This is a genomic window from Caloramator australicus RC3, assembly GCF_000297115.1.
Taxonomy (GTDB): domain Bacteria; phylum Bacillota; class Clostridia; order Clostridiales; family Caloramatoraceae; genus Caloramator; species Caloramator australicus.
Genome location: NZ_CAKP01000096.1, coordinates 72,205 through 98,697, shown reverse-complemented (window position 1 = coordinate 98,697; position 26,493 = coordinate 72,205). Strand labels below are relative to the sequence as shown.

At 35.4% G+C, this 26,493-nt stretch carries 30 protein-coding genes, 1 tRNA gene and 1 riboswitch; of the genes, 2 read left to right on the top strand and 29 right to left on the bottom strand.

Annotation, left to right across the window (positions count from 1 at the left end; all coding sequences use genetic code 11):
* Position 1 precedes the first annotated feature (1 nt).
* The 13 genes from CAAU_RS09295 to CAAU_RS09235 form a co-directional block, all read right to left on the bottom strand.
* Positions 2–700 carry a CbiQ family ECF transporter T component gene (locus tag CAAU_RS09295; protein WP_008909181.1) on the bottom strand — a complete coding sequence of 233 codons (699 nt, stop codon included), beginning with the start codon at positions 698–700 and terminating at the stop codon, positions 2–4.
* Positions 657–956: an energy-coupling factor ABC transporter substrate-binding protein gene (locus tag CAAU_RS09290; protein ID WP_008909180.1), complete on the bottom strand. Its 300-nt coding sequence runs from the start codon at positions 954–956 to the stop codon at positions 657–659. The genes CAAU_RS09295 and CAAU_RS09290 overlap by 44 nt, the downstream gene beginning before the upstream one ends.
* Positions 953–1,675, bottom strand: a complete 723-nt coding sequence (locus CAAU_RS09285) for an energy-coupling factor ABC transporter permease (protein ID WP_040306403.1) — start codon at positions 1,673–1,675, stop codon at positions 953–955. The genes CAAU_RS09290 and CAAU_RS09285 overlap by 4 nt, the downstream gene beginning before the upstream one ends.
* Positions 1,671–2,267 (bottom strand): histidine phosphatase family protein, encoded by a 597-nt coding sequence (locus CAAU_RS09280; RefSeq protein WP_008909178.1) that lies wholly within the window; start codon positions 2,265–2,267, stop codon positions 1,671–1,673. The genes CAAU_RS09285 and CAAU_RS09280 overlap by 5 nt, the downstream gene beginning before the upstream one ends.
* The gene (cobS, locus tag CAAU_RS09275) at positions 2,252–2,995 is read right to left on the bottom strand and encodes an adenosylcobinamide-GDP ribazoletransferase (protein ID WP_040306401.1); all 744 of its coding nucleotides are present in this window, start codon (positions 2,993–2,995) and stop codon (positions 2,252–2,254) included. Before cobS ends, CAAU_RS09280 begins: the two co-directional genes overlap by 16 nt.
* Positions 2,992–3,528, bottom strand: a complete 537-nt coding sequence (gene cobU, locus CAAU_RS09270; RefSeq protein ID WP_008909176.1) for a bifunctional adenosylcobinamide kinase/adenosylcobinamide-phosphate guanylyltransferase — start codon at positions 3,526–3,528, stop codon at positions 2,992–2,994. The genes cobS and cobU overlap by 4 nt, the downstream gene beginning before the upstream one ends.
* Positions 3,529–3,536: 8 nt before the next feature.
* The gene (gene cobT, locus CAAU_RS09265; protein ID WP_008909175.1) at positions 3,537–4,610 is read right to left on the bottom strand and encodes a nicotinate-nucleotide--dimethylbenzimidazole phosphoribosyltransferase; all 1,074 of its coding nucleotides are present in this window, start codon (positions 4,608–4,610) and stop codon (positions 3,537–3,539) included.
* Between the two features lie 133 nt (positions 4,611–4,743).
* Positions 4,744–4,916, bottom strand: a riboswitch (cobalamin riboswitch).
* A gap of 42 nt (positions 4,917–4,958) precedes the next feature.
* The gene (locus tag CAAU_RS09260) at positions 4,959–5,249 is read right to left on the bottom strand and encodes a hypothetical protein (protein ID WP_008909174.1); all 291 of its coding nucleotides are present in this window, start codon (positions 5,247–5,249) and stop codon (positions 4,959–4,961) included.
* Between the two features lie 47 nt (positions 5,250–5,296).
* Positions 5,297–6,175, bottom strand: coding sequence for a diacylglycerol/lipid kinase family protein (locus CAAU_RS09255; protein WP_008909173.1), 879 nt, complete (start codon positions 6,173–6,175; stop codon positions 5,297–5,299).
* Between the two features lie 8 nt (positions 6,176–6,183).
* Positions 6,184–7,245: an HD-GYP domain-containing protein gene (locus tag CAAU_RS09250; RefSeq protein ID WP_008909172.1), complete on the bottom strand. Its 1,062-nt coding sequence runs from the start codon at positions 7,243–7,245 to the stop codon at positions 6,184–6,186.
* Positions 7,246–7,425: 180 nt separating this feature from the next.
* Positions 7,426–7,644 carry a hypothetical protein gene (locus CAAU_RS09245; protein WP_008909171.1) on the bottom strand — a complete coding sequence of 73 codons (219 nt, stop codon included), beginning with the start codon at positions 7,642–7,644 and terminating at the stop codon, positions 7,426–7,428.
* Positions 7,645–7,746: 102 nt separating this feature from the next.
* Positions 7,747–8,523, bottom strand: coding sequence for an IS1096 element passenger TnpR family protein (locus tag CAAU_RS09240; protein ID WP_008909170.1), 777 nt, complete (start codon positions 8,521–8,523; stop codon positions 7,747–7,749).
* Positions 8,524–8,662: 139 nt separating this feature from the next.
* Positions 8,663–8,736: transfer RNA gene (locus CAAU_RS09235), tRNA-Gly, on the bottom strand.
* 209 nt (positions 8,737–8,945) lie between these two features.
* Here CAAU_RS09235 and CAAU_RS09230 point away from each other — a divergent pair.
* Entirely contained in the window at positions 8,946–9,590 is a 645-nt protein-coding gene (locus CAAU_RS09230; RefSeq protein ID WP_008909169.1) for a hypothetical protein, read from the top strand.
* Positions 9,591–9,955: 365 nt separating this feature from the next.
* Here the strand turns inward: CAAU_RS09230 and CAAU_RS09225 are convergent, their stop codons facing one another.
* From CAAU_RS09225 to CAAU_RS09215, 3 genes are read right to left on the bottom strand one after another with little or no spacing between them, the layout of a single operon-like run.
* On the bottom strand, positions 9,956–10,963 hold the full coding sequence (locus CAAU_RS09225) for an electron transfer flavoprotein subunit alpha/FixB family protein (protein ID WP_008909168.1): 1,008 nt from the start codon (positions 10,961–10,963) through the stop codon (positions 9,956–9,958).
* Positions 10,964–10,973: 10 nt separating this feature from the next.
* On the bottom strand, positions 10,974–11,753 hold the full coding sequence (locus CAAU_RS09220; RefSeq protein ID WP_008909167.1) for an electron transfer flavoprotein subunit beta/FixA family protein: 780 nt from the start codon (positions 11,751–11,753) through the stop codon (positions 10,974–10,976).
* Positions 11,754–11,763: 10 nt separating this feature from the next.
* The gene (locus tag CAAU_RS09215) at positions 11,764–12,903 is read right to left on the bottom strand and encodes an acyl-CoA dehydrogenase (protein ID WP_008909166.1); all 1,140 of its coding nucleotides are present in this window, start codon (positions 12,901–12,903) and stop codon (positions 11,764–11,766) included.
* Between the two features lie 171 nt (positions 12,904–13,074).
* On the opposite strand from CAAU_RS09215, the gene CAAU_RS09210 reads away from it, so the two are divergent.
* The gene (locus CAAU_RS09210; RefSeq protein WP_008909165.1) at positions 13,075–13,959 is read left to right on the top strand and encodes an MSCRAMM family protein; all 885 of its coding nucleotides are present in this window, start codon (positions 13,075–13,077) and stop codon (positions 13,957–13,959) included.
* 330 nt (positions 13,960–14,289) lie between these two features.
* Here CAAU_RS09210 and glsA read toward each other — a convergent pair whose 3' ends face one another.
* From glsA to glmS, 13 genes are all read right to left on the bottom strand, one after another.
* Entirely contained in the window at positions 14,290–15,207 is a 918-nt protein-coding gene (gene glsA, locus CAAU_RS09205) for a glutaminase A (protein WP_008909164.1), read from the bottom strand.
* Between the two features lies 1 nt (position 15,208).
* On the bottom strand, positions 15,209–16,066 hold the full coding sequence (locus tag CAAU_RS09200; protein WP_008909163.1) for a triphosphoribosyl-dephospho-CoA synthase: 858 nt from the start codon (positions 16,064–16,066) through the stop codon (positions 15,209–15,211).
* Positions 16,060–16,608, bottom strand: coding sequence for a citrate lyase holo-[acyl-carrier protein] synthase (gene citX / locus CAAU_RS09195; RefSeq protein WP_040306398.1), 549 nt, complete (start codon positions 16,606–16,608; stop codon positions 16,060–16,062). Before citX ends, CAAU_RS09200 begins: the two co-directional genes overlap by 7 nt.
* Entirely contained in the window at positions 16,608–17,624 is a 1,017-nt protein-coding gene (citC, locus tag CAAU_RS09190) for a [citrate (pro-3S)-lyase] ligase (RefSeq protein WP_008909161.1), read from the bottom strand. The genes citX and citC overlap by 1 nt, the downstream gene beginning before the upstream one ends.
* Before the next feature lie 4 nt (positions 17,625–17,628).
* Complete coding sequence (gene citF / locus CAAU_RS09185) at positions 17,629–19,167, bottom strand: citrate lyase subunit alpha (RefSeq protein ID WP_008909160.1); 1,539 nt, start codon at positions 19,165–19,167, stop codon at positions 17,629–17,631.
* Positions 19,168–19,171: 4 nt separating this feature from the next.
* Positions 19,172–20,083, bottom strand: coding sequence for an HpcH/HpaI aldolase/citrate lyase family protein (locus CAAU_RS09180; protein WP_423219154.1), 912 nt, complete (start codon positions 20,081–20,083; stop codon positions 19,172–19,174).
* A gap of 4 nt (positions 20,084–20,087) precedes the next feature.
* The gene (gene citD, locus CAAU_RS09175; RefSeq protein WP_008909158.1) at positions 20,088–20,351 is read right to left on the bottom strand and encodes a citrate lyase acyl carrier protein; all 264 of its coding nucleotides are present in this window, start codon (positions 20,349–20,351) and stop codon (positions 20,088–20,090) included.
* Positions 20,352–20,361: 10 nt separating this feature from the next.
* Complete coding sequence (locus CAAU_RS09170; protein ID WP_008909157.1) at positions 20,362–20,916, bottom strand: Fe-S-containing hydro-lyase; 555 nt, start codon at positions 20,914–20,916, stop codon at positions 20,362–20,364.
* Positions 20,917–20,926: 10 nt separating this feature from the next.
* A complete protein-coding gene (locus CAAU_RS09165; RefSeq protein WP_008909156.1) occupies positions 20,927–21,769 on the bottom strand; it encodes a fumarate hydratase in 843 nt (280 codons plus the stop codon).
* A gap of 149 nt (positions 21,770–21,918) precedes the next feature.
* Positions 21,919–23,184, bottom strand: a complete 1,266-nt coding sequence (locus CAAU_RS09160) for a methylaspartate ammonia-lyase (protein WP_008909155.1) — start codon at positions 23,182–23,184, stop codon at positions 21,919–21,921.
* Between the two features lie 25 nt (positions 23,185–23,209).
* Positions 23,210–24,661, bottom strand: coding sequence for a methylaspartate mutase subunit E (locus CAAU_RS09155; RefSeq protein WP_008909154.1), 1,452 nt, complete (start codon positions 24,659–24,661; stop codon positions 23,210–23,212).
* Positions 24,662–24,674: 13 nt separating this feature from the next.
* Positions 24,675–26,063, bottom strand: coding sequence for a methylaspartate mutase accessory protein GlmL (gene glmL, locus CAAU_RS09150; RefSeq protein WP_008909153.1), 1,389 nt, complete (start codon positions 26,061–26,063; stop codon positions 24,675–24,677).
* Between the two features lie 8 nt (positions 26,064–26,071).
* Positions 26,072–26,485: a methylaspartate mutase subunit S gene (gene glmS / locus CAAU_RS09145; RefSeq protein ID WP_008909152.1), complete on the bottom strand. Its 414-nt coding sequence runs from the start codon at positions 26,483–26,485 to the stop codon at positions 26,072–26,074.
* Between the last annotated feature and the right edge of the window lie 8 nt (positions 26,486–26,493).

The window sequence follows — 26,493 nt, the reverse complement described above, 5'->3', positions numbered from 1 at the left end:
TTTACATGCAATCTAAAATTATTAAATTAATAATAAATATAAAAACTATCAATATCTCAATTAAAAAACTTTTTTTAAAACTAACATCGAAATATGAAAGCTTACCATTAAAACAACGTGAATCAACTGAAACTTTTATTTCTTGCCATTTAAAAAACATATTTTTAAAAAGTAAGGCTCCAATCTTTGCACTTGTTTTAATCATTTTTATATTAGAGTCAAAACCACCCTTTGACTTTGCTGACTTTATCATTATTGAAAGTTCATCTTCTAACACGATTATGAATCTTTCCATAAGTTTTGCAATATCAACTAAATCTATTAAAGCTTTATTTTTAGACATAATAAATAGGATATCATCTAATGGAGTTGTAAATATAAAAAATGTTATCGAAAGAGAATTTATAAATCCTCTGTAACACATTAAATAAAACAAGCTAAAATTTCCATCTATTAAAAAAGTTATGCCGCTTAAAATATAAAATAATGTTAACGAAAAAACATATTTTAAAACTTTTATAATAGGCGTTTCATATTTTAGATGTAGAAAAATTAAAACTACAAAATTGATTAAAAACTGTCTAAAACTATTAAAACATCCATTAAATACTATAATCAAAATGCATAAAATAAATTTTTTTTGAGGAATAATACTTCTAGCTCTGCTGTTCTTTGAAAACAAGATTATCTCTTTTATCATTTTTCTTCCTTCCTAAAACATACCCAATAATGAAAGCTCCACCGGCAGATTGAAGTGCAAAAATCAAACTTTCTATTTCACCTGAAGGGGGCTCAAATATACTGTTAAAATATGGCTTATAATCTGGAGCAACCTCAGATATGACATCCTGCGCCTTATCGTCAGCACCTCCCAAATCTCCTCTTTGAGAACCTATTAGCAATGATGTTATTATTATTAAACATGCTATTAATCCTAACAACCAATTTCTTTTCACTGTTTTTCCCCCCATAATTTAAAACTTTGCCTAGTATTTTCAAATAAATAATCAAAAATTATAACAGTAAATATCCCCTCAACAACAGCTAAAGGAATTTGAGTCAATGCGAAAATACCAAGAAATTTCACTAATGAAGCAAAAAACCCTCCATTATTCGACGGAAATGCAAGAGCTAATTGAATAGAAGTTATAACATAAGTTGATAAATCTCCCAGAGCAGCTGCTAAAAACACTGAAAGCTTTTTATTTTTATCCTTTAAAAACTTATAAATTAAGAATGAAACAAAAGGACCAACTATGCCCATAGAAAAAGTATTTGCTCCTAATGTTGTTAACCCTCCATGAGCCAGAAATATAGCTTGAAATAATAATACCAACATGGATAAAACCGAAGTAACTAACGGACCAAAAACTATAGCACTAAGTCCAACTCCTGTTGGATGTGAACATGAACCAGTAACAGAAGGTAATTTTAAAGCAGAAAGCAAAAATATAAATGCTCCACAAAGGGCCAATAAAAGCTTTGAATCCTTTTCTTTGTTTGAAATTTCTATAACCCTTTTCATTCCTAAAAATATAACTGGAAATGAAATAACAAAATAAAATATCGCCCATTTTATAGGCAAAAATCCTTCTGAAATATGCATTGCATGAACAATACTTGAAATTTGAAATAATAAAAACAAAGTTAAAAATATAATTTTTCGCATTTTAATCCCCCCTATATGGAATAATTGATTTTACATTAAGGGCCTTAATATATGTAAAATCATCATGAATAGATATGATAGTTATAGATGCTGGGTCAACTTGAAACTTATAAAATAAATTTATATCATTAAAGACATAACATAAAAAACATCTTATTACTCCTCCATGGGTAACTATTAATAACTTTTTATTATTCATATCTAAAGATTTTATAAATTCTTCTGTGCGAATATATAAATCCTTTAAACTTTCGCCATTTGGAATTTTATAGTTTACAAAATCCTTGTTCCATTCCATAACTTCTTTTTGAAATCTTTCAAGAATGCTATTATAACTTAGTCCCTCAAAAATACCAAAATTTATTTCCCTTAATCTTTCATCGATCTCAAAGGGTCCTGTAAATAAAATATTTGCCGTTTGAATGCATCTTTTTAATGGACTAGATATACATTTTTCAAATTTTATTTTTTTTAAATATGGTTTTAAAGCCTTTACATTTGCTATCCCCTTCAAAGACAAATTGCAATCTGAACTCCCTGAATAAACACCTAATTCATTATCTTCACTTTCTCCATGTCTCACTAAATATAAATCCACTCTAACACCACCCATGACAGAAGAAGAACTATTTCATTTAATTCTATAGAAGCCCCATAAATATCTCCTGTTAATCCTTCTATCTTTTTATAAGATAATCTCATTACCAACAGGGTATTTAAAATTCCGATAATTAACAATATAAAAAACCTTGAACCAGCTAAAACAAAAGATAATATTCCAAAAATAACCACAGAAAAAATAAAATAAACTTGCCTATCCCTTCCTGTAAATAAACTTCCGAGTCCGTCTTTTCTTGCACTTTTACCGTAAGTAAATAAAAACGAAGTAAACAATCTTGCCCATCCCAAAGCTAAAATTAAAGCGATTAATGAGCTTTTTCTCGATAAATTTTTCAAAATAAGAAATTTACTTAAAATATCAAAGACAATCGCAATAACTCCAAAAGTTCCTACCCTGCTATCCTTCATTATATCAAGGATTTTTTCCTTATCCCTTCCTGAAAAAAAACCATCACATGTATCTGAAAGACCATCTATATGTAATCCTCCAGTTATAAAAATCCATAACGCTAAGGAAAAAAAGGCCTCTAATTCTTTATTAAATTTATTTATCATAAAAGGAATATTAATTATCATTGCAATAATTGCCCCAACAAACGGAAAGAAAAAAGTCATCTTTTTAATTGTTGATTCATTAAAATCGACTTTAATATTTACTGGCAGCCGAGTCAGAAACTGTAAACTTAAAATAAAAGCTTTGATCACTTTATTTTAAGTGGAATTCCTAAAAACACAAGATAAACTTCATCTGATATAGCGGCTGCCATCTGATTAACCCTTCCTTGAATGTCCCTAAACACCCTTGCAATATAATTTTCTGGAACAACTGACATCCCAACCTCATTAGTCACTATAATTAAATCACCATCTATTTCACGAATCCTTTTTATTAAGCCTACAAGTTCCTTCATAACTTTATCTACTATCTCCTTTTGTTTAATATAATCAATTATTTCTAAATCTTTTGTTACATCGAACATAATATTTGATATAAGATTTGTTAAACAATCAAGCAAATAATATTTTTCACTTCCAACTGCATCAACTAAATTATATGTTCCTTCAAAGGTTCTCCAAGTAGCATTTCGTCTTTTTTTATGTAAATTTATTCTCTCATCCATCTCATCGTCAATAGCTCTCATAGTAGCTATATAAACAACATCATTTTTATTCTCTAAAAGTTTTTCTGCAAAGGTGCTTTTTCCTGATCTTACACCTCCACTTATTAACCTTATCAAAATATCACCTACTTTTCCCTTATATCTATTAAAAAGTCATTTACAATATTTGCCTCTTCAAAAGTTCCCATCTCATTAACTATTGCAAGTGCTGCCTCTATTATCATAAAGGCTAATGGACATCCAGATCCCTCACCAAGCCTCATCTTTAAATTGATCATCGGCTCTAAACCTAATTCCTTCATCATATATACTGCTCCCGGCTCTGCTGAAAGATGGGATGGAAATATGTAATCCCTAACTAAAGGGTTTAACCTTACAGCACAAAGTGCAGCTGCTGATGAAATAAAACCATCAATTACTATAGGAACTCTGTTTTTTGCTGCAGCCAGGAAACAACCTGTTAATCCAGCAATATCAAATCCTCCAACCTTTGAAATAACATCAATAGGATCATTTCTGTTAGGTTTATTTATTTCAAGGGCCTTCTTAACAACATTAATTTTATTTTTATGCTGCTCATCAGTAAGACCTGCCCCTTTACCTACTACAATATCCGGAGACAAACCTGATAAAGCACACAGAACTGCAGCAGAAGTTGTAGTATTGCCTATCCCCATTTCACCTGTCCCAAGAAGATCAACACCATCCATAACTAGCTTGTCTACTACTTCAATTCCAACTTCAACAGCTCTTATAGCATCCTCATAGCTCATAGCAGCTTCTTTTGCAATATTTTTTGTTCCATAAGCTATTTTTTTGTTTAATATTTTAGGATTGTTAAAGTCATCATCTACACCTATATCTACTATTGTAAGGTCTGCACCCGCCTGTTTTGCTAAAACACATACACCAGTTATTCCTCTTGTAAAATTTTCTGTAACTACTTTAGTAATAAACTTTGGAGCACAACTTACACCTTCTTCAACAACACCATTGTCTGCAGCCATTATAACTATATTTTTCTTTTTGACCTTATTGTGAAGCTTACCCGTAATCCCTGCAAATCTAGCTCCTATTTCTTCTAACATCCCCAAGCTACCAATAGGCTTTGTTAAATTGTCAATGTGCTTCCACGCCATCTCAACTGCATCCTTATCAAGAGGCTTGATATTATCAAGAGTTGGTTTTAAAAGTTTCATGTTATCCTCCTTTTCTAAAAAAATGCTCCCAACCTTCGTTGGGAGCTTTTATACGTAAAAAAGCCTACCAAAGGGTAGGCTTAACTTCATATAAATACTTGTATTTAACTACGCCATTCCCTTCCCTCCGAAGGATTAGCCAACATCAAAGGCAGGTCTCCTGGCTCACGGGTCCTCCTCCTCCAACCCTTCCCAGTTTCCCAGTGGGTATTGGATTTGTCGCCGTATACAGTAGCGGGGGCTGCAGCGGATTTTCACCGCTTTCCCTTTTAAGCTCCTAAGAGCACCCTTGACTGAAATATTCACTTTTAATTTTATTATAGTCTACTTTTCTGAAAATTTCAATATTTAAATTGCTGTTTTTCTTGACTGATACATGCTTGAAACCATCCCTAATATATCATGAACAAAGTTTGAACCTCTGCTCACTAAAATACCCGTAAGAATATTGCCTACATAATTTATTTTTGTCAATCCAAGATAGGTAGAAAAAATATCAAAGTCAAAAATTATGCACATAAAAACTGAAACTAAAATAGCTCCTATCCTGTCAATATTAAAATACTTATCCTTTTTTATCATCTTTAAAGTTTCCCATATGGCCTCTGTAAAGATGGCGATTATAATTATCTTTTCCATAAAGAACCCTTTAGATTGCTCTTATATAAATATATTTTTTAAAGTTATTATTTATTCCTAGGTAGTAATATATTAATAAATTCCTTATTTATTTCAAAGTTTGCCTCATTTGTTTCCAAAGTTTCACCGTCAATATTTACGATAAAATTTTTATTTGCTTGTATGCTCAATCTCTTAGTTTTAAATATTGTAACCTCTTTAATCTGTGTATGGGTTCCCTTTAAGAATTTATATAAAAGTGCAATTATTTTTATTTTACTTAAATTTTTAATATGACAAACATCAAAATATCCATCTTTAATGTCTGCATCTGGAGTTGGAATCATACCTCCTCCATAAAATTTGCCATTGGAGGCTGTAATTAACAAAGTGTTTGCCCTAAAGGAAACATCATCAAGTTTTATATTAAAATCTATTCCTTTATAAGTTACTAATGTTTTTAAAAGTGTATTTAGATAGGCTAATTTTCCTGGTAAAAGCTTTTTAACCCTTTGAACCCTATGGGCAATCTCTGCATCAATACCTGCACTTGCTATGTTAATAAAGTATTTATTATTGCATTTTCCTATATCTATACTCTTAACTTCTCCATCAATAATAGTCTTAAGAATATCATCTATGTTAAGGCTTGGATAAATTGTCTTTGCAAAATCATTCCCTGTTCCTGCAGGGATAACTCCAAGGATAGACCTGCTTCCTGCTATTCCGTTGACTACCTCATTTAAAGTTCCATCCCCGCCTACGGAAACAATTTTATTAAAAGAATTCGAGGCCTCCCTGGCAATGGTTATCGCATCCTCTGGTCCCTTTGTGTAGGCAATTTCATAATCTTTTTTTAAAATTTTCATCTTTTCTTGAATTTTATCCGATACTTTTAATGCCTTTCCATTACCTGCCTTGGGGTTAACAATAAACAATATACTCATAAAATCACCTAAAAAATTATGTTTTCTATACAAACATTAATTTTCTCCACCAAATTAATATCATAGGGTTCTATTTCTTTGCCTTCTTCATTTTTAAATATTCTTACCCTTGGTCTGTCGGGGAAACCCTTATTTTGTCCAATTACATAGGCATGGCATCCATTTGAAAGCTTAACTTCAATTCCTAATGGATATACACAAAAATGATTTCTAAAAAGGTCAACAATTTCCGGATCAAAAAACGTTCCAGAGGAAGCTAATATAAACTCATAGGCCTCATTTGGGGGAAAGGCCCTTCTATATATTCTATCACTAATTAGAGCATCATAAACATCGCTAACACAGGCTATCCTTGCATACTTTGATATTTCATTTCCTTTAAGCCCATAAGGATAGCCCTTTCCATCATATCTTTCGTGGTGTTCTAATACTATACTTTTTCCTCTTTCATTTATGCTATTCATACTTTTAATCATTTCATAGCCTATTTCAGGATGCGTCTTCATTACATCGTATTCTTCTTCAGTTAACTTACCATTTTTATTTAAAATGCTTTGGGGAATCTTCATTTTTCCTATATCATGAAGAAGCGTCCCTGCTCCTAAATCTATTAGCATTGCTTTAGAATAAGCCATTTGAACCCCTAAAAACAAGGAAACAACACAGGAATTTAAAGAGTGAACAAAAGTATAGTTATCATAGGTCTTTAACTCAGTTAAATACATAAAATTAACTTCTTTATTGTCTATCAGATATTCCACAAGCTCATTTATAGTCTTTAATGTTTCCTTAAAATCTCCATTACTAACATTATGCACCCTTGAATAAACCTTGTTAAGGGCTTTTACTGCCTGTGTTTTAATTTCTAAAAAATGCAAATCCTGACCTGGTATATCAGATAAATTCTTGTCCTTTATATAAACATACAAAATACCTAAATCTATTAGCTTATTTATATACTTTTGTGTTAAAACTACGCCTTCCCTTAATAAAATATTCCCCTTAGCATCTATGATGGTTTGGGATAGCACATCACCTGGGCTTACACTAAAGATGCTGGTAAGTTTCATAGTCCACCTACTTCCAATGTTAAATTCTATTCTCCACAATTCAAAATTTTATACTATAATTTGCAATGTTTCAACAAAATTTGATGTTTTAGACATAAAAAATGGAATAGGTAGCCGTTTCATATCGTATGTAAAACTTTTTTGACATAGAAACAAAAAAAATAAGACCTACAAAGAGGCCTATTGATTAAGGACTTTATTCAAATCGTTCATGAACTTATAAGTTTCTTCAACTTTGTAAAATTCTTTATCAATTTCTGAGATGAAATTAAGGATGGTTTGTTGAGTTGATTCAATAGAATCAACTTTTGAATTAATTGAATTTAGTTCTTGATAAATAGGCTTAAGTTTTTCATCAAGCAGTTTTTCAATGGCTTTTAAAAGAATTTCGTTTTCCATATCAACACCTGTGAAAAGATAGTGATTTAATTATAGCATAGTTTTCAGGGGTTGAAAAGAACAATTAAGAATGATGGAGTAAGTATGAAGGATTTATATTGTTCAGAAAAGGCTTTTTATCTTAGGTAAATATTCGTCCTCTCCCTTTTCATTATAAACATATCCACATACTCCACATCTTGGTGAATTCTGTCCTTCAATTATTTCATAAATTATTTCATGATAACAATTGCTTCTATCATTTTCAATACATTCATCACAATAGTAATTGCTACATTCATAGCAGTAAAAGCGTGCTTTATTCCCACACTTAGAACATTTATATTCTTTTGGATTATTTCTTGCCATTATCTCAATTCTACTGAGCTGATATCCCTTTTGCTTGCCTAAAACCTTTATTGTAATATGCGTTGTGTTACCAAAATCATACTCATAACTAAAAGTTAGTCCTTCGCGCAATACATTTTTTATTTTTACATCCATACTTTCATATTCTTTTTCGAAAATTAAACCATATTCATTTGCACTTTCTACATCAACGTCATAATCAATTCCTTCAATTTTAAACACGCTTAAATGGCCACAACATTCAACCCATACATCTCTTAAAAAAATGTCTAATTCTCTTAATGATGAATTCTCATCAATTGAAATAAACATCCAATAATCATCCGGATTATATTTATAACTTACTTGTAGTAAAAATAAGTTTTTCCTTCTTTTCCTCTCCAGCTTAACCTTGTTTTGATACTCTTCCTTTTTAAGACATGATTTTAAATGTTTTGTAACTGAAACTCTCGATATTTCTTTACCACAATAATAACATTTCCCTTTCATCTTCTTTTCTCCTTTACTAGTTTTTTCAGTTTTAAGCTGCAAATTGCTTCATCCTGGCACTTTCGGCAATTTCAAGATGCTTTTAGAACGTATTGAAGCGAATTAGCAATCCAGCTCTGTTTTTATAATAGAATTTGATAAAGATTTTTGAAAGTTTAAAAGACTTTTAAGATACAAAAAATGGAGCAGGTAACGGGAATCGAACCCGCATAGCCGGCTTGGGAAGCCGGAGCTCTGCCATTGAGCTATACCTGCCCATCGAAAAGCTAATATTTTCTTTATTTTAATTATATTCTTGTAAAACTTAATAAACAATTTTAATTTTACTCGATATTCAATAATTTTTTTGATATTTCTTTTAATTTCTTTTAGTTTAAAATTATTCTTTATTTTTTCATAATATTTACATATTTGAAATATATTTATTATTGTGCTATAAATCATACTGTAAGGGGGATGATAATATGCACAGTTTAAACCTCATAGTGCATGATAACATTCCGCTTTTTAAATGTTCCTATTGTGGAAATTGCTATGGCTTTTTAGAATCAACATCGTATCTAAAAGTTAAAATGAGGGGATGCTGCTGGTATTTCCCCAAATATAAGTTAATCGATATAAAAAACATCTTAAACCTTAGAAGGGAAGATTTTATTTACGATATTGCAAATCTTTCAAATTCAAAGATCGAAAAATATAACATCGAAGTTTTAGGATATTTTGATGATGAAAAATATAATAAATTAAAACCTCAAGCAAAGGATTTTGATTCAAAGCTTTTCTTTAAGCTTTGCCCATTTTTTGACAAAAACGGTTGTAAGCTTCATTTTACACTAAGGCCTCACCCCTGCAACCTTTACCTCTGCCGTGAGGTTATTGAATCCTGCGGATCAGAATATGAAAGTTACAATAGAGAAAGAAAAGATTACTTTGCCTACTGCAATTATTATAACGATTTATTAGCTAAAGAATTGCAAAACAATAATCTAAACTTAATAGATAATTTTGATGATAGCATAAAATTTTTAAAGCAAATCCACATTCCTAATTTCGATTTTAGAAGGCTGAGAGAAATACAAATAAATTTCGAAAATGAAATAGCGGTATAAAAGCCACAATATATTGACTTGACAATATATTCAGAATGTATACAAACTCTTTTTTGAGTTCACACTTTGCAAGAGCCCCGTGAATGGATTTCAAAAAGGCATCTCTCATAAGCTCTAGCAATTCTTGCTTTTCGACTTTTCAAAAGCCCGTAATTCTGCACACGGACGTGCAGAGCCGAGTGGCCGACATGGATGTCGGCTCACGAGGGTAGGACTTTTGAAAACAAAGAAAAGCTTAGAATTGCTTAGCGAAATGAGCGAATGCCAGGGAAATCCTCCACGGGGCTTATCAAAAAACAACTTTTTCAACAGTCTGAAGCCACAAGCCACAATATATTGACTTAACAATATATTGTGGCCCTTTATTATAGGTTAACTATCTCACAACTATCCTTATAGGCCTTAATTTCATTTATAAGCTCTGGAAGGACCTTATAAACATCTCCAACTATTCCAAGGTCTGCAATGGACATTATTGGGGCATTTTCATCCTTGTTTATGGCAATTATATATTCGCTCTCCTGCATCCCTGCAAGATGCTGAATTGCACCTGAGATGCCACATGCTATATAAAGCTTTGGTCTTACAGTTTTTCCTGTCTGTCCTACCTGATGATCCTTTCCTATCCATCCTGCATCTACTGCTGCACGGCTTGCTCCAACTACTCCCCCTAAAAGATGAGCAAGCTCTTTAAGCATCTCAAATCCTTCTTTATTTCCTATTCCTCTTCCCCCTGATACTATAACCTTTGCCTCTGTTATATCTATCTTTTCATCAAGAGATTTTACTATCTTTTCTACAACTGTTCTTATTTCCTCTTCCTTTATCTTGACATCTATTTTCTCTATCCTTCCTTCCCTTCTATCATCAGGACATGGAAGTGGGAATACTCCCGGCCTTACTGTTGCCATTTGTGGTCTGTGGTTTGGACATTCTATTGTCGCCATCAAATTTCCACCAAAGGCTGGTCTTGTCATTAATAGATTTTTAGTATTTTCATCTATATCAAGCCCTGTGCAGTCGGCTGTAAGTCCCGTCTTTAGTCTTGCTGCAAGCCTTGGGCCTAAGTCCCTTCCTATGTTTGTTGCTCCTATCAATATAATCTCAGGTTTTCTTTCTATTGCTATTTTTTCTATGGCATTTGTATATCCATCGGTTGTATAGTTCTTTAAAAGAATATTCTCAAGAACTATTACCTCATCTGCCCCATGCTTTATTAGGGTATTTGCAAGTTTTTCTACCTCATATCCTACCAATACTGCTGTAAGCTTTACTCCAAGCTTTTCTGAAAGCTCCCTTCCCTTTCCTAAAAGTTCTAAGGCTACCTTTTGCAAATACCCGTCTCTTTGTTCTGCTATAACCCATACGCTCATATTATCCCCCCTAAATGTAGTGCTTTTCCCTTAGCTTTTCTGCAATAAATGTTGCTGCTTCCTTTGCTGAAAGGTTTACTATCTCACCTTTTCCCTTTGGTTCCTTTGTAAATGTCTTTCTTACCTTTGTCGGTGAACCTAAAAGCCCTATTTCTTCCTTTTGAAGTGCTAAATCCTCTGCAGTTAAAACCTTTATTTCCTTTTGATAACATGTAAATATATCATATACGTTCATGTACCTTGGCTTGTTGAGTTCCTTTATACAGGTTAAAAGGCAGGGCATATTTATCTTTATTATCTCGTATCCATCCTCAAGGGCCCTTTTTACCCTTAATGTTCTTCCTTCTACATCTACCTTTTCTACATACGTAACCTGAGGAATATTAAGGTGTTCTGCAATCTCTGGTCCTACCTGGGCAGTATCACCATCGATTGCCTGTCTTCCTGCAAAGATTATGTCATAGCCTATCTTTTCTATCGCCTTTGCAAGGGTTAAGGATGTTGCCCATGTGTCTGCCCCTGCAAATAACCTATCTGTTAAAAGAATAGCCTTGTCCGCTCCCATTGCAAGGGCCTCCCTTAAAACCTTTTCCGCCTGAGGTGGTCCCATCGTTATTACTGTAACCTCTGCACCGAACTCATCCTTGAGCCTTAGAGCCTCCTCAAGGGCGTTTTTATCATCTGGATTCATTATGCTTGGAACTCCTTCTCTTATTAATGTTCCTTTTACAGGATCTATCTTAACTTCGTTTGTATCCGGAACCTGCTTTATGCATACTACTATTCTCATGTTATCCCCCCTATTTTAAAACATGTGCTGATATTACCATCTTTTGAACTTCGCTTGTTCCTTCGTATATCTCCGTTATCTTTGCATCCCTCATCATTCTTTCAACTGGATAGTCCCTTGTATAGCCGTATCCTCCGAATATTTGCACTGCCTTTGTTGTAACCTCCATTGCAGTTTCTGATGCAAATAGCTTTGCCATAGACGCATCAAGGCTTATCGGAAGTCCCTTTTCCTTTTTCCATGCCGCTTTATATACTAAAAGTTTCGCTGCTTCTACCTTTGTTGCCATTTCAGCTATATACCATTGAAGTCCCTGAAAACTTGATAATGGCTTTCCAAATTGTTTTCTTTCCTTCATGTATTTTAATGCCTCTTCAAGAGCACCTTCGGCTATTCCAAGGGCCTGTGCAGCGATTCCTATTCTTCCTCCGTCTAAAGTTGCCATAGCTATTGAAAAACCCTTCCCTTCTTGTCCAAGAAGGTTTTCCTTTGGAACTTTGCAGTCCTTAAATATAAGCTCTGCTGTTGATGAGCCCCTTATTCCCATCTTTTCTTCTATTTTCCCTATTTCAAAGCCTTCAAATCCATTTTCAACTATAAAGGCGGATATTCCCTTTGTCCCTTTGCTTCTATCAGTCATGGCAAACACTATAAATATATCGGCATATCCTCCGTTAGTTATAAAAACTTTGCTGCCGTTTAGGATGTAATAATCCCCCTCAAGCTTTGCTGTTGTCTGCTGGCTTGCTGCATCGGTTCCTGCATTGGGTTCTGTAAGGGCAAAGGCACCTATCTTTTCTCCCTTTAAAAGGGATGGTAAGTATTTTTTCTTTTGTTCCTCTGTTCCAAAATTGTATATAGGCCAGCAGCAGAGGGATGTATGGGCAGATAGGATAACTCCTGTTGTTGCACAAGCTTTAGATATTTCTTCAACAGCAAGGATATAACTTAAAAAGTCCCCTCCTGCACCTCCAACTTCCCTTGGAAATGGTATTCCCATAAGGCCTAACTTTGCCATTTTTTTAACCGTTTCCATCGGAAAAATTTCCTTTTCATCGACTTCTGCTGCTATAGGCTTTACCTCATTTTCTACAAATTTCTGCAGCATTTCCTTCATAAGTTCCTGTTCCTTTGTTAGAGTAAATTCCACATCCACCACCCCATTGTAATAAAATTATTATTTTTCTAAAATTTCTATAAATATTATACTACATAATTATTTTTTTAACAAACCAATTTTGTAAAATAATTTGTTATATTTTGTCACATATTCATATATTTTTTCATAGGATATACTAAAATTGTCTAAAGGGGGATAGTTATGAGTCTTCAGCAAAATCCTAATGTTCTTTATGACCTTTACGTTTTAGGACAATCGGAGTCTAAAAAACTAACAGGAATAGGCGAAGAGATCCGTATAGACTTGTCGCTTCAGGAAAATCCAAATGTTGAGGCAGGAGCTGTTTATGGAACCGTTACAGATGAAAACGCAAATCCTATCGAAGGAGCTCTTGTGAAGATTTTTGATGAAAACTATAACCCTATTGCCCATGCCTATACCGATGCTCAAGGTTCTTACGTATTTTCACCCTTCCCACCAGCAATGCAATATCATATTTCTGCTATAGCTAACGGCTACTTGCTCTGCGACCTTATTCCATTTTCACTTCAAACAAAACAACAGCTTGAAATAAATATGACATTAAAGGTCGATCCTAAAGCTACCCTTTCCATCATCGCTGGTGATGTATATGACATGGAGGGAAACATCCTTTCCAACTGCTCAATCAAGTTATTTAAACTTGTAAATGGAAATGAAGAAATTATTGCAACAACTACAACAAACGAATTCGGTCAGTTTATATTTGGTGAAGTTCCACAGGGACAATATAAAATAATCACCTCTAAACTTGGCTATGTAAACGACTCAACAAGCATCCTTATAGATAAACCTAATATGGTTGCAAGAACAATTATAAAATTAAACGTAAATCCAAATGCTTTTGCAGGAACTATATCTGGAGTAATCAAGGACAACAATAATACCCCTGTTGCAAATGCTATCGTAACTTTATATAAAGTTGAGGAAAACGGTAGATTAACCCCAATTAAATTTACAAGAACAAATACTAACGGTATGTATCTATTCACTGGCGTTGTTCCAGGGATGAATTATAAGATTAAGGCTAATAAAATAGCAGAATAAGGCAGGTAAATCCTGCCTTCAGACTGTTAAAAAAGTTGTTTTTTGATAAGCCCCGTGAAGGATTTCCCTGGCATTCGCTCATTTCGCTAAGCAATTCTAAGCTTTTCTTTGTTTTCAAAAGTCCTACCCTCGTGAGCCGACATCCGTGTCGGCCACTCGGCTCTGCACGTCCGTGTGCAGAATTACGGACTTTTGAAAAGTCGAAAAGCAAGAATTGCTAGAGCTCATGAGAGATGCCTTTTTGAAATCCATTCACGGGGCTCTTGCAAAATTTCAACACCAAAGATGGTTTGTCGACAATCTGAAGGCAGGTAAATCCTGCCTTATTCTTTATAATATACTAAGATCTAATTCCCTTGAAACTTCCTCTAAAACCTTCCATCCACCTATACTGTTTCCTTTGCTGTCAAGGGCTGGTCCAAATACTCCAATTCCCATCCTTGATGGAACTGAAGCTAAAATTCCTCCACCAACACCGCTCTTTCCGGGAACTCCAACCTTAACAGCAAATTCACCTGAGGCATCATACATTCCACAGGTTAGCATTATTGTCTTAACTATCCTTGCAACCTGTCTTGGAATTACCCTTTCTCCATTCCAAGGAAGCACCCCATCGTTGGCAAGCATTGCACCAATTCTTGCTATATCCTTGCATGTTACTTCGATGGAACATTGTTTAAAGTATACATCAAGGGCCTCCTCAACATCTCCTTCGATTATACCTATGCTCTTCATATAATAAGCAAGGGATCTATTTCTATGTCCGGTTTCCTTTTCAGATTTATAAACATCATAATTTATTTCTATGTGTGGATTGTTAGTTATTTTTCTTGTAAACTTTAAAAATTTTTCAATAACCTCATCGCCATTTCTGCCATTAATTAATGATGATGTAACTATTGCCCCGGAATTAATCATTGGATTTAAAGGTTTATTTGGAGTTCTTGTTTCAAGGCTACTTATTGAGTTAAATGTATCCGCTGTAGGTTCCATATCAACCTTTGAAAATACAATTTCTTTACCATTGTCTAAAAGAGCAAGCATTAAAGCGACTACCTTTGAGATGCTCTGCATAGTAAATTTTACATCATAATCGCCTGCAAAATATTCCTCATTATCAACGGTATAAACTGCTATCCCAAGATGTCTTGGGTTTGCCTTTGAAAGTTCAGGTATATATGTTGCAACTTTTCCTTTTTCTGTCCATACTCTATTGTTTTCTATGATGGTTTCTAAAAGCTTATTCATTTCAATTCCCCCACTTTTCCAGTTTGTATATTATATAGGTTACTGCCAGAAGGTCTGCAGCACCGCCTGGACTTATGTTCTTCTTCTTAAATATTTTATCCATATAAACCACATACTCCCGGCCTATTTGGGTTTTCATAGCTCCTAGGAAAATTGCGTTTTTGGCAATATTTTTCATAAAATAAAGGCCTTTAAGTCCCCTTCTGTTTAAAACTGTCGTGTCATCCAATTTTGATATGATATAAATTAGACTATGAATAAGGGCATCATTAACCGATAGTCCAAATCCTAATGCATCCTCAAAGGCAGGTAATCCCCATTTTAACACAGTTGGAAGCCCCTTTTCAACCTCTCCCCTTATGCCAGTAACTCCATATTTTAAATAAAGCTTTTCTCCATTTGTTAACTTTCCATCCTTATTTATATTTTTAAGTTCCTTCTCAACTATTCCACAGGTGATTTCTTTAATAATATTTGCTATGTTTAACCTATTTAAACTCAAATTTAATTTTTTGCATCTTCCTGCACTTGCCCCTATAAGACCTGTAAGAAAAATAAGCCCCTTTTGTGTATTTATTCCATAGGTTGCCCTAAACATATCATCTTCTGCTAAAAGGCCTATATTTCTTATTTTCTCCAAAATATTTTCATCATATTTTAAGCCTACATGGACGAAATCAGGAAGATACTTTGCAATGGCAGCAGTGCTCCTTAAAAAGGTATTATAATCCATATCGCTGTGGCTTCCCTGTGAAAAGGGTGAAACAAGTCCAGGTGATGGATGGGATATCACCTCAAGAAGCATCCCCTCCAAAAGAACTTGTCCAACCATGTTACAAAATTCCATGTCTTTTAACAATTCTCATCTTCCTTTTCATAAAATCTTTTTATCATCCAATTTATATCATCATAACTCAACGCCCCAAAATAATCATCAATTATTTTATCTATAATTTCAATAACTTCCCTTAAATCATGCCTTTTTTGTCTTGTGCATATCCCCGCATCATCACCACATACAATACATTTTCTAACATTGAGGCCTAAGTCCCTTCTTGATATAGGCTGGCCATTAACATATATATCTATGTCAAACAGCCTTCCTAATTGATGGAACTCTTCTATATTAATTGCCTTTTTCTTTGCCTCCTTTGGCGGGACATTAAGAACCATTAAAAGACTTTTTCCGTCGAATCCTTCGTTAGTTTCAGAATAAACCTCATGGTCCTTGAATGTATCCTTTAAAAGAGAATATAACACATTAAAGGCAAGGCCTGCCTTTAATGTGTTTTTATCATTTCCCGGGTAATTTATTTTGCCACAAATAACAGGAAGCTTATATTCTTCATTTAACTTTAAAATCCTTAAAAACCGTTTTTCCCTATCCTCAAGTATCCTCATCAATGGGGACTATCGCTCCTTTTTATTTTTTCTATAATATCTTCAGCTTCTTTAGATATTAAAAATTCATATGTGCTTTCAGGGACAAATTTCTTAGTATCCTCAAGTTTTCCCTGTTTTATTAAGTTTCTTACAAAGGATGCACTAACTGCAACATTATCTTTCATAAGCCTTTCGACGATCTTAACTTCTATTCCAAAGTTTGGTAATATGTCCATAAGGGCATTATTATATGCGTTTGTAACAGGACAATAGGGTTCAGTCCCTACATATCTTCTTTTTATGTTAAATTCCTTTGCAATATATCTTCCAAAAATAGCCGCATCCAGCCTTGTATAGGCCCTTAATCTATCATCTTCTTTTCTTAAAAAATAACTTGGAAAGGTTGCAGAAGATATTATATACTTTCCTCCAGGAATTACTGTTACATTTTTTAAATCCTTTACTCCTTTTTTAACAAGCTCTAGCCTTACATCAAAGGGGAAAAGGGATTTATTTTCCTCAACTATAAAAACTACAACCCTTTCGTTTTCCTTTGCTGCAGTTTCGATCAAATATTTGTGTCCTAAAGTAAAGGGATTACAGTTCATTACAAGGGCTGCCTTTTCGCCATCATCAAGGTCGCTTTTTAGAAACATGTCCCGGACATACTTTTGAACATTTGCAGCCCCACCCTCTAATAATGCAACATCGCTGTTTCCCTCTACAAACCTATATCCTAAACCTTCAAATATACTCTTATTCTCAGGTTTTGTAAAAATAAAGGTCTCATAGATTCCCTTGTCAAAGAGGATATTTTGAATTTTAGTTAAGAGCTTTGATGCAACACCTTCACTTTGATAGTCCTTTGATACTGCAAATCCCTTTATTATATTTTTAGCTGCAGAACAGGTTCCTATAATTTTATCATCCTCTACTGCAACTAAAGTTAAATCCACGTCATCATCAAGGCTCAAATCAAATTCCTTTAAAAATTCCTTTACCTTTTCTAAATCATTAGTTAAAACTATTTCCATAAAATCACCTAACCTGACGAACAACATCAATAACAGAACCGTCCCTATATTCAACAATTGCAACTATTTTATCTGCAAATTCAATTTTTTCAGGAATGCCTGTTAGTTTTTCAGCCATCGCCTTTAATTCTTCTATTGTGTAAATAGGAAGATTAGAATCCTTTAATTTTTCCAAAAGGTCAGTTCTTCTTGGATTAATAGCAATTCCCCTTTCGGTTACAACAGCATCGATTGTCTCACCTGGTGTTGTTACAGTTGTAACTTTATCCACGATAATTGGAAGCCTTGCTTTTGTAAGCTGCGTTACAACGATTGACAATTTTGATCCTGCAGCAGTGTCGGAATGCCCTCCAGAACCTCCCATTATTATTCCATTTGACCCTGTTGTAACATTTACATTGAAGTCGGTATCGATTTCCGTTGCGCCAAGAATCATAACATCAAGGTTGTTTACAACAGCCCCTTTATTGTGGGGATTTCCATACATGGAAGCAGACATTCCCTGATGGGCTCTGTTGTTTTTATAGGACTCAACAGCCTTTAAATCAAAGCACTGCACATCAAATAATGCCTTGAATAATCCTTCTTCAAACATCTCAACGATGTATCCTGTTATTCCTCCTGCTGCAAAGCTTCCTTTTATATTTTTCCTTTTCATTATATCCTTTACATAGGCAGCAACTGCAAGGGATGTGCCTCCTGCTCCAGTTTGGAATGAAAAGCCATCCTTTAAAAGCCCAGACTCGTCAATTAATTGTGCTGCAAGCTTTGCAATTTTAAGGCCTACAGGATCCTTTGTAATCCTTGTAGTTCCTGAAACAATCCCCTTAGGATCCCCTATTTCATCGACTTTAACTATATAATCCACATATTCTTGGCTTATTTCAATTGGGCATGCAGGATAATCAACTAAATTATCAGTAACTGCAACGACCTTATCGGCATACATAGCATCTGGAATGGCATATCCTAGGCTTCCACAGGCTGATTTTCCTTCAACTCCATTTATATTTCCATAGCTATCACAGGTTGGTGCTGCAATAAAGGCTATATCTATATGTAAATCCCCGCTCTCTATCGCCCTTGCCCTTCCTCCGTGGGTGTGCATTATAGCGGGATATTTTAAAAGCCCCTTTGATACCGCCTCAGCAACAGGCCCTGACATATAGTTTGCGTAAATCCTGGTTACAACACCGTTTTTTATATGTTCAACCAAAGGTGCATGGCAGGGAAATATGGAACTTGCCGCAACTGTTATATCCTTTACACCAAGCTTTGCAATTTCCTCCAAAACCATATTTAAAACATAATCACCGTTTCTTAAATGATGATGAAATGATACCGTCATCCCATCCTTTATATCGCATTTTAAAAGGGCTTCCTTTATTGAAGATAAAATCTTGTTTTCTCCTGGCTTTACGCTCTTTAGCTTCGTAGAAACCTTTCTTACTTCACCATAATTTGCATAAGCTCCCATAAAGGGTTTTACTTTACCATAGCCTTCGATATATTCAGGAATCTCCCTTTTTACTGCATTGATCATGCTATCACCCCTTTATAAGGCCTATTGCCTTTGCCTTTTCTATGATATTTTTTGCCCTTTGAAGGATTGGAGCATCCACCATCTTGCCATCAAGGGAAAATACTCCTTTCCCTTCCCTTTGTGCTTCCTCATAGGCTGAAATTACCCTCTTTGCCCAGTTTATATCATCCTTGCTTGGTGAAAATACTTCATTGATAATATCGATCTGCCTTGGATTGATTGCAGCCTTCCCCGTCATTCCAATAAGCTTTGCCTTTTCTGAATCTTTCCTTAACCCTTCAAAATCATTTACATCTGTAAAGGGTGTATCTATTGCATCAACCTTTAGAGCTTTACAAACTGAAACAACCTTGCTTCTTGCATAGAAAATTTCTTCCCCTTCTTTAGTTCTTTTAATCTCCATATCCGCCGTCAAATCCTCTGCACCTAAAAGAACTGCAACAACCCTTTTTGAAGATTTAACGATATTAAAAACATCCTCAAGGCCAATTGCAGTTTCAATAAGTGGAATAATTTTAATGCTCCCTAATTTAAAGCCCTCTTCCCTTTCAATTGCAGATAAAAGTTCGTCAACCTCTTCAACTCCTTCTTCAGTAGCCTTTGGAATGATAAGAGCATCCGGCTTTACCCTTGCAATAACATCAATATCGTCGTATCCAAAGTTAGTCCCAATGGAATTAATCCTAACTACCCTCTCGCAGCCTGAAAAATCTATTTCCAATAAAGCATTTCTTACTAAATATCTTGCAGAATCCTTCTCATCGATGCTAACTGCATCCTCAAGGTCGAGAATAATGCTGTCAGCACCAAGAACTGGAGCATTCTGTATCATGGAAGGATTATTTCCTGGAATAAAAAGCATACTTCTTCTCATGAGTGCCAGCCTCCTGACATTTTGACTTTTTGACATTTCCATAATTTTACTCCAAAGCTCTTTTTATAGCAGTCTCGACCCTTGCCTTTATTGTATAATCAAGGGCACCCCTATCCTTAGCCACAACAAGGGCATTTTCCACATCAAGCTCCTTTAATGTATCAATAATGATCTTTTCAATCTGTTTTCCAAACTGTTTTAAGACAATGCTATCAAGCTGAATTTCATTTCCCTTTTCATTTGGATAAACCATTATGTAAATATCGTTAGACTCCATAGTCCCTGCCTTTGCAGGCTTTACTATTTTCATAGCACCCCTCCTATTTTAAGCTGCTTAGGTATTCCCTTTGACCTATTTCATAATAATTATTTCCCTCACTATCTATAACTACAACAAGGGGTAAATCTTCAACATAGAGCCTTCTTATAGCCTCTGCTCCTAAATCCTCATAAGCAATCAATGTGGATTCTTTTACACATTTTGCTGTTAAGGCTGCAGCACCACCAATTGCTGCAAAATATACCGCACAATTTTTCTTTATAGATTCTATAACCTCACCTGATCTTTTTCCCTTTCCTATCATCCCTTTAAGTCCCTTATCTAAAAGGGCTGGTGTATACGGGTCCATTCTGTAGCTTGTAGTTGGTCCTGCAGAACCTATAGGCTGGCCTTCCTTTGCTGGAGTTGGACCAACATAGTATATAATCTGCCCCTTTATATCAAAGGGAAGCTCTTTTCCAGCCTTTATGAGCTCTACTAATCTTTTATGGGCTGCATCCCTTGCAGTATATACATAACCCGTCAAAAGAACGCTATCCCCTGCCTTAAGGCTTTTTATAACATCATCAGTAAGAGGCGTAGTAATCCTAATCATTTTATCCCCCCTATAAGACTTTTTCTGCATGCCTTGTTGCATGGCAACTTATATTAACTGCAACTGGAAGTCCTGCAATATGGGTTGCAAAGGTTTCTATGTTTACAGCAAGGGCAGTTGTTCTTCCTCCAAATCCCTGTGGTCCAATTCCAAGGCCGTTAATTAAATTTAAAAGTTCCTCCTCAAGTTTTGCATAGAATGGATTTTCATTCCTTTTATCGATGGGTCTTAAAAGAGCCTTTTTTGCAAGGTATGCCGACAATTCAAAGGTTCCACCTATTCCAACGCCAACTATAATTGGTGGGCAAGGATTAGGTCCTGCCTCCTTTACAACTTTTAATACAAAGTCTTTCACTCCTTCTACTCCATCGGCAGGCTTTAGCATTTTTATCTGGCTCATGTTTTCACTTCCAAATCCCTTAGGAACCACAGTTATTTTAAGCTTATCCCCAGGAATTATATTAGTCCAAATAACAGCAGGTGTATTGTCCTTTGTGTTTTCCCTATCTATTGGATCTTTTACCACCGATTTTCTTAAATAACCTTCTATGTATCCTCTTCTTACGCCCTCGTTTATTGCATCGTTTAAATTTCCGCCAACAATATGAACATCCTGACCAACTTCAAGAAAAACCACCGTCATTCCTGTATCCTGACACATCGGCATATTTTCATTTTTTGCAATTTCAGCATTTTTAATCAAAATATCCATAATATCCTTTGCAAGCTTAAAACTTTCTTCATCCCTGGACTTTAAAAAGGCATTTTTGATATCTTCATTCAAATAATAATTAGCTTCTATGCATAAATCCCTAACAGCATTTATAATTTCATTTACATGAATTTCCCTCATTATTTCACCTCCACTTAAGTGCCAGCACTTAAGATTAAGACTTTATCTTGCAAGAACCCCGTAAAGGAGTAAAAATAGCAATCCTTCACGGGGCTAAGGAAATTACTTAAACATAAGTGCCTGGCACTTATGTTTAAGATTATTGATAACTATTTATTTAATGCTTTGTTTATTCTTTCCCTGTTCTTTGATAAAGTTAATACCCTTTGCATTTCGTTGTAAACTATCATAAATCCTTCATCAACGCCCATACCTGGCTTTGCAAGGCATTGATCTGCATCGCAGGCAATTGCAATATTAGTTAAAACCTGAGCTGATCTATCTGTTTCGTTGCAGGTTCCTCCACAGTATGCGCCAACCCCATGCTTTTTGCAGTAGAGTATTGCCTCTGCAACATTGTTTATTCCACCAAGGTCAGGAGTCTTTATCTGAATCATGTCTGCTGCACCTTCATCAACGAAAAGCTTAATATCCTCCCAAGTGTTGCACCATTCATCTGCAACGATTTCTACTCCAATTCCCTTTTGCTTTAAAAGATTTCTAAGTTTCTTTAATGCCTCAAGCTGTCCTTCTCTGTTTTCAACATCCATAGGTCCTTCAATCCTTAGCTTAAACGGATGAGCAACCTTTTCTAATTCTCCTAAGTAATTTGCCATCCTTTCATAGTCCATGTTAAATGCAATTCCTATTGTTCCGTAAACGTCTATATGAAGGACAGGATTATATACTTCTGTTGTTCTAAGCTTTAGTATTCTATCCCTTAGCCATGCAACGTATTCCATTAAAAGTTCTCCCTTTTCCCCAAGCTTTTCTTTAACATTGTTTATAAGCCCGTGGGGTAGAACATCTGCACCCTTTAAAATCATCTTATCAACATTGATGTATCTGTCATCCCCAGATTGTGTAAATATAGGTATCTTTTTAAATTCAACGCCTGTGTTGTATTCTTCCCTAATAACCTCTGCCATAGTAAGTCCTTTTGCCTTTGCAACTGCATCTAATATCGCCTGAGTTACACCGTATCTTATTGCCGTATGAAGCCTTTTCCCGTCGATTTCCATGCTGTCTATTTCCTCTGCCATATCCTTAAAGGTTGTAATTTCCCTGCCGATTAACTTTGGTGAAATATACTTTTCAATAACAGGAATAAACTCCTCAGCAAGGAATAGAGGATCCCTTCCACCAGCTCCTGAATATTGAACTGCGGCACAGTCTCCGTAAGCAACCTGGCCATCCTCAAGAATTAACATAACTGAAATAGATTCTCCAGCCATTCTTATTGTCTTAAAGCCTTCAGTTACAGGCTCTCCAATATAAACAAATCCATCGTGGGGTGCTCCCTTTTTTATCGCCCTTTGATCATCGAAGAAAAACCCAGTTCTTCCTGCCGATAATAAAACGTCTACTATTTTCATAATTTCTCCTCCCTAAATGTAATAGTTACATATTTGGTCTTCCAACTAAAAATCCTTTTCCAACCGCATAAATATCATCAACAACCATTTGGAATCCAACTTCTCTTTTTTCTACCTTTGCTCTTTCCTCTAATTGCTTTCTATGGAAATCCTTAATTTCCTGCGTAAAAGGAATATTTCCGAATTCTAATATTCTCACAGCGCCATTGTTGTCTCTTGCAGGTAGTATCCTTCCTGCATTATATTTGCTTGGTGCAAATGGAATATCTAAAATTCCCATTTCAAATGCCTTCACAACGCCTTGTGCTAAATCTCCCTTACCTACTTCAAACACTTTATCGATTATGCACTTTGTTTCCATCTTAATTAGCTTGATTTCCTCCTCAAGCTCCTTGGACATTGGAAGTCTTTGTCCTCTTAAAAGATTTAATGTCTGCTTTGTAGCCTTAATGCCCTGTGCGTTTGCCTCCTTAGTTGGAATCCCAACAGCTTCATGAGGAGTTTTTACGATAACCTTAGTCGCACCTGCAAGAGCTGCTGTTGCAGAACCCCATGAAATAACTCCAAAAGCCTTTGCCTCATCCTGTGGGAATCCACCCATCCATTGATGGAACACTGTTGTTAAATATACATCATATCCATACATCTTAAAATACTCGTTTGCCTGCTCTTCCAGTGCCTTCATAGCAGCAACGTCCTGAACTAAATTGCCGCACTGTCCATATCCTAATGTAATATTTTTAACTCCCTGTTCTGCAGCAAGAAGCCCTTCAATTATTGCAACTGCGTTTGAAATGCTTGGTGGAACCAATGTCCCAGTTAAAGGTCCAAAGGGTTCTCTATTTATTGAAATTCCCATTTCTTCATAAAGCCCAACTAATCTATCACAATATTGCCAGTCAAGTAATGACTTTTCAAGGCTAACGCTTTTTGCGTAAGGAATATTATATGAAATTCCTCCCCCTTCATTGGAAGTCCAACCTGAAGCATGGATTATTTCTGATAAAAGCCTTGCATCAGGAGTTCCATGCCTTGCCTGAAGTGGAAGGTCAACTGCCTCAAATACCCTTTTACATCCTTCAACACCATGGTTTACAGCAGGAAAACCGTTTAGCATTGAACGACCTGCTTTTCTACTTTCTTCAAGCCCTATTTCACATTCATTGTATCTATTTTGTCTTGTGTAACTGTCTATTGTTGAAGGTAAAAGGTCCGCCTCACCAACATCCTGTAAGTATTTTAAAAGATTAATATGGTCTTCAATTAATGCAACTCCTGCCCTTGGCTGAGCTAGGGTTATTCCCTCTTCCTTTGCCTTTTTTAACTTTGCAGGAAAACTTTTATGCTCTGGAACCTTCTTAAGGTATTCAGCAGCCTTTTCAAGGTCCACATCCTTTCCTGTTGGCCAGTGGTTTAAAACCTCCTGTCTTACTTTAAAAAATTCCTCTTCAGTCCACTTTTTATTTTTAAGTTCCATAAAATAAACCTCCTCAAGCCTTCACAATATATTTTTTCATAATTCTTATCGCCTTATCAGGATATTTTTCCGCCAAAAGCCCCATGGCTGATAAAATGTATTCCTTATCAACTAAAATCTCTGGATTCATTGGTTTTAAATAATTTGGAGTATCAGGGTTAAATTTTCCTGCAGAAAGTATCTTCTTTGGATTTCTGCTGTGGACGATAACTCCCCCTGTGCCAATTAGGTATCTTACATTTAAAAGGTCCTTCCCAACTTGAGAATATATTATTCCCATTGGCGTATATACGCTTTCAATTAATCCAACATGCCTTTCCATTGCCATTTCTGTTGCAACCATTCCCAGGGCCTCATCAAACTCTATATCCTCTTCTTCCTTTGGAATAAAATTTACATTAGCCTGTAGGAATTTGCATCTTTCCTCAACATCATACTTGGTATTAGGCACAAACTTTTTAATCCTTCTAGTTCCTGCAGCCTCCCAAAGGGATACTGCACTAACCCTCATTCCAAGGTCCCCTTCAACCGTCCTCTTTGCATATGGCTCCTGAAGCCCTCTTAATGTAACTCCTGCCTTTGAAGGTTCACCACTTGCGATGGAGTGAACGTCTGTTGTGGCACCACCTATATCGACAATAATTAGCTCTCCTATTCCTTCCTCTTTATCTGTTCCATCTGCTAAAATCCTTGCTGCCTTTAAAACCGCCGCAGGAGTTGGCATCAAAATACCGCTTATAAATTCCTCTGCCCTTTTCATTCCCTTTGCTTCAACTATCTTTTCCATAAATATTTCCCTAATAACTTCCCTTGCTGGTTCAACGTTTATTTGATTGAGCCTTGGCATAACGTTTTCGGTTATTTTATGGTAAACGTGGGCATCGTTTAAAATATCATCGATCTCATCCTGTGCATTTTTGTTCCCAGCAACAACTATGGGAACATCCTTTATGTATTGTGCAATAAGTTTTGCATTGTGAAGTATACAATCTTTATTTCCTCCATCGGTTCCTCCGGCAAGGAGGATGATGTCGGGTTTTTTCTTTACTATCTCCTCCATCTCGTGCTTTGTCAGTTCATAGCTGTAAACACCAAGGATTCTGGCACCAGCCCCAAGGGCAGCCCTTTTAGCTGCTTCAGCAGTAAGCTCAGGAACCAGTCCAATTGCAATCATTTTAAGTCCACCTGCTGCTGATGAGCAGGCCAGTTTTTCAACAAAATTAACCTTTGATAAATCTATTTTTTCCTTCAATTTTTCGAAGGCATTATTAAAGCCTATCATAATGTCCGTCTGAACCGTTGTTAAATCCTTTGCTGTTGCAAGTATTTCTTCATTTTCAAGATCCACTGCAGTAAGCTTAGTATAAGTGCTTCCAAAATCTATTAAAAGTGCCGCATCCATAAAACCACCTAATCCTCTATCCCAAGATCATGCTTAAGATCATTAATTCCAACCTCCGGTGATGTTCCTGGTGGGTATACTCTATTAAATCCCATTTCTTTAAACCTTTTTTCAACGTCGCTCCATTCCTGCTTTCCAACAACTAAGTTCCCACCTGCGTATAACAAAATATTTTTTAGCCCTGCCTCATCGCATTTTTCCCTTAAACCTCTGCAGTCTATTTCCCCGTGGCCATAAAGGGATGATACTAAGATAGCATCTGCATTAGTTTCAATTGCAGCGCTAATGAATTCTTCTTGAGAACACATAACGCCTATATTAACAACATTAAATCCAGCATCTGAAAATGCCCTTTCAAGAATTTTATTTCCTACAGCATGGCAGTCAGCACCAATAACGCCTAAAACAACAGTTTTACCCATATTTATCC

Bases quoted from the DNA above. Each gene is read 5' to 3' on its own strand.
- CAAU_RS09295 (WP_008909181.1), bottom strand. From the start codon at position 700: ATGATAAAAGAGATAATCTTGTTTTCAAAGAACAGCAGAGCTAGAAGT.
- cobT (WP_008909175.1), bottom strand. From the start codon at position 4,610: ATGAAACTTTTAAAACCAACTCTTGATAATATCAAGCCTCTTGATAAG.
- CAAU_RS09260 (WP_008909174.1), bottom strand. From the start codon at position 5,249: ATGGAAAAGATAATTATAATCGCCATCTTTACAGAGGCCATATGGGAA.
- CAAU_RS09255 (WP_008909173.1), bottom strand. From the start codon at position 6,175: ATGAGTATATTGTTTATTGTTAACCCCAAGGCAGGTAATGGAAAGGCA.
- CAAU_RS09250 (WP_008909172.1), bottom strand. From the start codon at position 7,245: ATGAAACTTACCAGCATCTTTAGTGTAAGCCCAGGTGATGTGCTATCC.
- CAAU_RS09245 (WP_008909171.1), bottom strand. From the start codon at position 7,644: ATGGAAAACGAAATTCTTTTAAAAGCCATTGAAAAACTGCTTGATGAA.
- CAAU_RS09230 (WP_008909169.1), top strand. From the start codon at position 8,946: ATGCACAGTTTAAACCTCATAGTGCATGATAACATTCCGCTTTTTAAA.
- CAAU_RS09225 (WP_008909168.1), bottom strand. From the start codon at position 10,963: ATGAGCGTATGGGTTATAGCAGAACAAAGAGACGGGTATTTGCAAAAG.
- CAAU_RS09220 (WP_008909167.1), bottom strand. From the start codon at position 11,753: ATGAGAATAGTAGTATGCATAAAGCAGGTTCCGGATACAAACGAAGTT.
- CAAU_RS09210 (WP_008909165.1), top strand. From the start codon at position 13,075: ATGAGTCTTCAGCAAAATCCTAATGTTCTTTATGACCTTTACGTTTTA.
- glsA (WP_008909164.1), bottom strand. From the start codon at position 15,207: ATGAATAAGCTTTTAGAAACCATCATAGAAAACAATAGAGTATGGACA.
- citX (WP_040306398.1), bottom strand. From the start codon at position 16,608: ATGAGGATACTTGAGGATAGGGAAAAACGGTTTTTAAGGATTTTAAAG.
- citC (WP_008909161.1), bottom strand. From the start codon at position 17,624: ATGGAAATAGTTTTAACTAATGATTTAGAAAAGGTAAAGGAATTTTTA.
- citF (WP_008909160.1), bottom strand. From the start codon at position 19,167: ATGATCAATGCAGTAAAAAGGGAGATTCCTGAATATATCGAAGGCTAT.
- CAAU_RS09180 (WP_423219154.1), bottom strand. From the start codon at position 20,083: ATGGAAATGTCAAAAAGTCAAAATGTCAGGAGGCTGGCACTCATGAGA.
- citD (WP_008909158.1), bottom strand. From the start codon at position 20,351: ATGAAAATAGTAAAGCCTGCAAAGGCAGGGACTATGGAGTCTAACGAT.
- CAAU_RS09170 (WP_008909157.1), bottom strand. From the start codon at position 20,916: ATGATTAGGATTACTACGCCTCTTACTGATGATGTTATAAAAAGCCTT.
- CAAU_RS09165 (WP_008909156.1), bottom strand. From the start codon at position 21,769: ATGAGGGAAATTCATGTAAATGAAATTATAAATGCTGTTAGGGATTTA.
- CAAU_RS09160 (WP_008909155.1), bottom strand. From the start codon at position 23,184: ATGAAAATAGTAGACGTTTTATTATCGGCAGGAAGAACTGGGTTTTTC.
- CAAU_RS09155 (WP_008909154.1), bottom strand. From the start codon at position 24,661: ATGGAACTTAAAAATAAAAAGTGGACTGAAGAGGAATTTTTTAAAGTA.
- glmL (WP_008909153.1), bottom strand. From the start codon at position 26,063: ATGGATGCGGCACTTTTAATAGATTTTGGAAGCACTTATACTAAGCTT.
- glmS (WP_008909152.1), bottom strand. From the start codon at position 26,485: ATGGGTAAAACTGTTGTTTTAGGCGTTATTGGTGCTGACTGCCATGCT.